We start from the raw sequence: 4,728 nt of genomic DNA, 5'->3' as shown, positions 1-4,728 counted from the left end.
CAAACTGAGCGACAAGGAAGACGAGTTAAAAGAGCGCGAGGAAGAAGTCACAAAAAAAGAGACTTTCTTATCGAACGCTAGAAAACACGCTTCCGAATCCCTTCACAAGTTCGTACAGAAGCTTAAAAAGAAAAACAAGGAGGTAAAAGAAAAAGACAGAGCCTTAGACCAGATGCTGAGGGAAACTAAGGAACTCGCAGAAAGGGCCGAGAAAGTCAACAACAATGCGGCTACCCCATACTTCACTTTTGCAGATGACATAAAGTTTGACGATGCAAGACTTATGGCAAGAAGAAGAGATGGAAAAGGCCTTTGCGAATGGTTTAACGGCCTTGAAGAAAAGTTCTGCGGATGGCTTCATAAGGCACAGTATTTTGCAAAACACTTCTGGAACAAGACCCCAGATGAGCTGATGATTGTTGCGGAAGACATGAGGCAAAGCTACTGCAGCAATTTCGGAGAGTACATCGAAAAGGGCATGAGAGGAAATACCCTCAGCCAGATTAAGGAAGTTCGTGAAATTAAGGAAGCAATTCCAGAAGTTCAGGAACGCAGAAAAAAAATCCGCTCGCGTAATTACGACATTGAGCGGTAATTCTTCCAGTTTTCAACAAATACGCAATCTTGCAATACTGCTTGATTGCGTTTTTTTTTAGTTAGCGCACCGTTTCCCTAACAGAAAATGAGCCGTAAAGGCATAAAAAAAGAGCCTTCGGAACTAACTACTCCAGAACTTGTGGCCAAGTTCTAACACAATAGAAGTTTGCCCGCGTTTTTTACAAAAATCTGCGAACAAACTTCTATTGTGCGAGGGCATATCCCCTCGACCCCTTGTCTATTCCGTTCCGAAAAGCGCGGGCAAATGAAAGCTTCCCCAAAAGGAATCTTTCACCGCTTTTTTTTTCCACTTCATAGCCACCAAAAGGCTCTGCCCTTTGGAAACCTGAGAAGGGCAACGTTGCCCTTTCTAAACCTCCGCCAACAAGACTCTGTCTTTTTGGATTATCTGCCAGACGGCCAGCCTTCTGGACTTCTGCTAGCTATGTTTGATTTGTATTATCTTTACGCCTCTATAAATAAAAAGGCAAATTGTGGCACTTACAAGCTTATCTACAAAGTTTGTGATTGTGCCGCCTATGTATGCTGCAACCGGCAGGCTTCTGATTACAACGTAGATTCCCTGAACAGCGTTATCTACCTGCGGAATTGAAGTGTTTGCACCATAAACAAAAGTTGAAATTGTGTCGCCGATAATTGAATTGCTGATTGCGGCTAAAAATCCAGCCCACATAAAGCTGTCTGCGGAAAGAAGTTTTTCGTTAGGATGATTTTTTCTTTCTGTGCGGAAAACCATCCAGGCGATTAAAGCGGTAGAAAGATGACATGCAGAAAAGAAGATTCCCGTGTGTGCAAAAATGAACAAAAGCAGATTTGAACAGAACGCGCAGATTAAGCCCGGTACAAGTCCGCACAAAGCAGTTACTGCAATAGTCATTACTGAATCAAGATAAAGAGGAAATGCAATCAATCCTGCCAGAAATGAGCCGAGATAATTTATTCCGATTGAAATTGCAGTAAAGAGAACTGTAAAAATGATTCTGCGCGGTGTCCAGTTTTTGTTCATCATACAATAAGCCCCAGAAGTTTTGCTTTTTCAAGAAGGTCGTGCCTGTCTTTTATATCAAGTTTTGAATAGACTTCGGTTCGCTGATTGATGACTGTCTTTTCTGATTTGCCGAGCTTTTTGGCAATGTCTGCAACGTGCATATCCTGAGAAAGAAGAATAAAAACTTCGCGCTCTTTTTTTGAAAGTGATTTGTAGTTGTCAAAAAGATAGCTCAAATCATTTGTGATGTCATGTTCGCGTCCATGTTTTACAAGAAGCGACTGCATCAGTTCAGTTGCAGCTTTATTAAAATATGAATTGCCGTTTGCAACAGTAGTGATTGCAGAGGCAAGTTCATCAATTGTTGCGTCTTTTGTAATGTAGCCCTGAACTCCGTTCAAGAGTGAATTTTCGACATGAATCACATCATTGAACATGGTGTAAATCAAAATAGCAATGTCGGGAGAAAGCTTTTTGAGTTCGGGAATCAATTCAAGTCCGCTTCTGCCGTCAAGGTTCAAATCAAGAATGACAATTTTGATGCCGAGGTTTTCCTTTAAGGTTTCCAGTGCGCTTTCATAATCACTTGCGCACACAAAATCAAAAGAGGAATCTTTATTTTTAAGCATCTGAGTCATGCCGTCTCGTAAGCCCACATGATCATCAACGAACAGAATCTTTAATTGTGATTGCAATTGTTGTTCCTCCCTCGCTTATAAAATTGACAGTACCGCCCAAAAGTTCCACGCGCTCTTTGATGTTTGAAACGCCGTAATGCTTTTTTGCGCTCTGCTTGTTTTTAAGTTCAACTTCTTCTTCCGAAAATCCCTTGCCATCATCTTTTATAATAAAGCGGAAGTCGTCGATTCCGTCTACAAAACGGATTTCCACATTGCTCGCGTTTGCATGACGGCTGATGTTGGAAAGCGCTTCCTGCAGGATTCGGATAAGTTCAATTTGAACATTTTCGCTTAAATGCTGAATTTTTGTTGAACCGATATAGACCTTTGTTGAAATGTTGTAGTTTGCTTCAAGCGTTGCCGCCAGTTTTTTTACAATTTCTTCAAAGCTTTCGGTCAGGTTCAGGTGAGTGGTTCCAATCATATAGCGCACTTCGTTAAAAGCCTGCTGAGCATAAAACTTTGATTTTGAAATATCTTCTTTTTCAAGATAAAGCTTAAGCGCCGCAAGATCCTGAGCAACACCGTCGTGAAGGTTGCGGCTGATTTTAGACTGTTCTTCGCTCATTACTTTAAGGCGGTGAAGGTCAATTCTGTTTTTAAAGGATTTTTCTACAATCAGAAAAACTGCAATCATAATGAGGATGAGAGAGCAGTACAAAAGCGTGTCGTAGCCAAGGTTCAGCCTAGTCTGCGTCTGGTGCATGTTGTTTTGAAAAGTGATTATCGGCTCAATTGTGCTCTGATTTGTTTCCAGAAGTTCAATAATCTCTGAAAGTTCAGTTTTTAATTCTTCATCAAAATAAGTAAAAGGCGCGTAATCGTAAGTGAGTTTTTCTATCAAACCATCATGATTAAAATTACCGCTGTTTTCTTCCAGCTGGATTTTGAGCATCTGAGAATCCAGTTCAGAAATTTTTTTGTTAGAGTACGTCTTAAAATAAATGGAAAATCCAAAATTGATTATTGCCACATAGATGATGAGTAATTCAATTTTAAAAACATGCTTCAATGTTAAAGCAACACTTTTGCTCATGCGCCAAGTATACATCAAAAGTCCCGTTTTTGTTTGGGAAATTTTCCCAAGAATTTTAGGAAAGCGTCCCAAAGGAATTTTGACCTCTTGATGTAGAATGTGGAGCAAAGGAGGTTAGAGTCCATGAATGAATCACAGAGAAAATTTCTTAAAAACGAATTTTTTATGCTCTCATGGGGCGCAGCAGTTCAACACAATGGGGTTTGGAATAAAAACACTACGAATAAAGAAAAAGGTAATTTTAGAATAGAAATAAAAAAAATTCTGGAAGACAAGCTATCAGAAGTTTATAGCAAAAGGAAAGTAACAGAAGAAGAGCATATTGCGAACATTGAAGAACTTCAGGCGAAAACTAAAAAATTGGGAAATGCGTTGAATTTCGGCACCTGTCAGAAACTTCTGAATATGATGTGCAAATATTACTGGTGTGCCGGCTATATAAAAGAACCGCCGCACCTTCCAATCGACAGAATCAATCTTGAAAATGCAGGGATTAAAGGCAAAGATATGGTTAATTGGACCAAAATAGAAGAGCCTAAGGTTTACATAAGTCTGATTAATAAGATAAAGGAAAAAACATCCGGGCAATCCCTTGCTCAATGGGAAGTGGATAACTGGGAACGACGTAACTATTAGAAGCATTAGGAAAGCGTCCCAAAGGAATTTTAGTGTGATGATGTAGAATCATTCAGCAGTGAAAATTATTAAATAATTTAGGAGATTCGAATGAATAAGATTTTGAAGATTTTAAGTATTTTGGTTATTGGTTTTGTGATGTTCTCTTGCAGCACACCTACAAATGATCCGACACTTTATGTTCCGGAACCAAGTGGTCCTGAAACACCGGTTGAAACTCCTACTGATGATCCAGTAGAAGAGACACCTGAAACTCCTACCGATAATCCAGTAGAAGAAACACCTGAAGTTCAGACATATTCAATTATTTTTACACCTAAAGATTCTCAGGATCCAATTCTTCAGATTTTTGCAGATTATTTGAATACTTTACCTGAATTTAAGAACCTTGAAGAAGGTACTGAAGTAGCTCTTCTTAAATATTTATATGCTAACCGTGATGCAAGTGAAATTACAAAGGAAATAAACGAAAATTCTGTGTTTAAGTTTATTGCAAAGTATGATAATAATTCCGAAATAGATTCAGTAGTTATTGGAAATGAAGATGTTGAAGTTGAAGTAAGCGAAGAGAACTTTATTCAATTCAAAGATTAAAAGAGAGGACTGCGAAAAAAGCAGTCCTCTTTTATTTTCCGGCGCATGAGCCGGTGAAAACATGTAGCGAAGCGGAATGTTTTCACAATAAACCACCTGCTATGCGGGTGGTGGGCAAAAGCTTATAGCAAAAAAAACTTTCCTCGAAGGTGTACAATAGGTTGTTCAAGTCTATT

Annotated in this window: 6 protein-coding genes; 3 read left to right on the top strand and 3 right to left on the bottom strand. The window is 39.1% G+C overall.

Annotation, left to right across the window (positions count from 1 at the left end; translation table 11 throughout):
* The coding region (locus ACKI5B_RS12760) for a hypothetical protein (protein ID WP_407429365.1) at window positions 1–595 on the top strand (595 nt) is incomplete at its 5' end.
* 441 nt (window positions 596–1,036) lie between these two features.
* Here ACKI5B_RS12760 and ACKI5B_RS12755 read toward each other — a convergent pair.
* From ACKI5B_RS12755 to ACKI5B_RS12745, 3 genes are read right to left on the bottom strand one after another with little or no spacing between them, the layout of a single operon-like run.
* Entirely contained in the window at window positions 1,037–1,627 is a 591-nt protein-coding gene (locus ACKI5B_RS12755; RefSeq protein ID WP_407429363.1) for a hypothetical protein, read from the bottom strand.
* On the bottom strand, window positions 1,624–2,301 hold the full coding sequence (locus tag ACKI5B_RS12750) for a response regulator (protein WP_407429361.1): 678 nt from the start codon (window positions 2,299–2,301) through the stop codon (window positions 1,624–1,626). The genes ACKI5B_RS12755 and ACKI5B_RS12750 overlap by 4 nt, the downstream gene beginning before the upstream one ends.
* On the bottom strand, window positions 2,270–3,322 hold the full coding sequence (locus tag ACKI5B_RS12745) for a sensor histidine kinase (protein ID WP_407429359.1): 1,053 nt from the start codon (window positions 3,320–3,322) through the stop codon (window positions 2,270–2,272). The genes ACKI5B_RS12750 and ACKI5B_RS12745 overlap by 32 nt, the downstream gene beginning before the upstream one ends.
* Before the next feature lie 123 nt (window positions 3,323–3,445).
* On the opposite strand from ACKI5B_RS12745, the gene ACKI5B_RS12740 reads away from it, so the two are divergent.
* The gene (locus ACKI5B_RS12740) at window positions 3,446–3,958 is read left to right on the top strand and encodes a hypothetical protein (RefSeq protein ID WP_407429357.1); all 513 of its coding nucleotides are present in this window, start codon (window positions 3,446–3,448) and stop codon (window positions 3,956–3,958) included.
* A gap of 90 nt (window positions 3,959–4,048) precedes the next feature.
* Window positions 4,049–4,552 (top strand): hypothetical protein, encoded by a 504-nt coding sequence (locus ACKI5B_RS12735; RefSeq protein ID WP_407429355.1) that lies wholly within the window; start codon window positions 4,049–4,051, stop codon window positions 4,550–4,552.
* Window positions 4,553–4,728: the final 176 nt, after the last annotated feature.

The sequence above is a fragment of the Treponema sp. genome, from assembly GCF_045657965.1.
Taxonomy (GTDB): Bacteria; Spirochaetota; Spirochaetia; order Treponematales; family Treponemataceae; genus Treponema_D.
Note: the sequence above shows the minus strand (reverse complement) of the source record. Positions and strands in the feature narration are given on the sequence as shown.

Coding starts and splice junctions, on each gene's coding strand:
- ACKI5B_RS12755 (WP_407429363.1), bottom strand. CDS start 1,627: ATGATGAACAAAAACTGGACACCGCGCAGAATCATTTTTACAGTTCTC.
- ACKI5B_RS12745 (WP_407429359.1), bottom strand. CDS start 3,322: ATGAGCAAAAGTGTTGCTTTAACATTGAAGCATGTTTTTAAAATTGAA.
- ACKI5B_RS12740 (WP_407429357.1), top strand. CDS start 3,446: ATGAATGAATCACAGAGAAAATTTCTTAAAAACGAATTTTTTATGCTC.
- ACKI5B_RS12735 (WP_407429355.1), top strand. CDS start 4,049: ATGAATAAGATTTTGAAGATTTTAAGTATTTTGGTTATTGGTTTTGTG.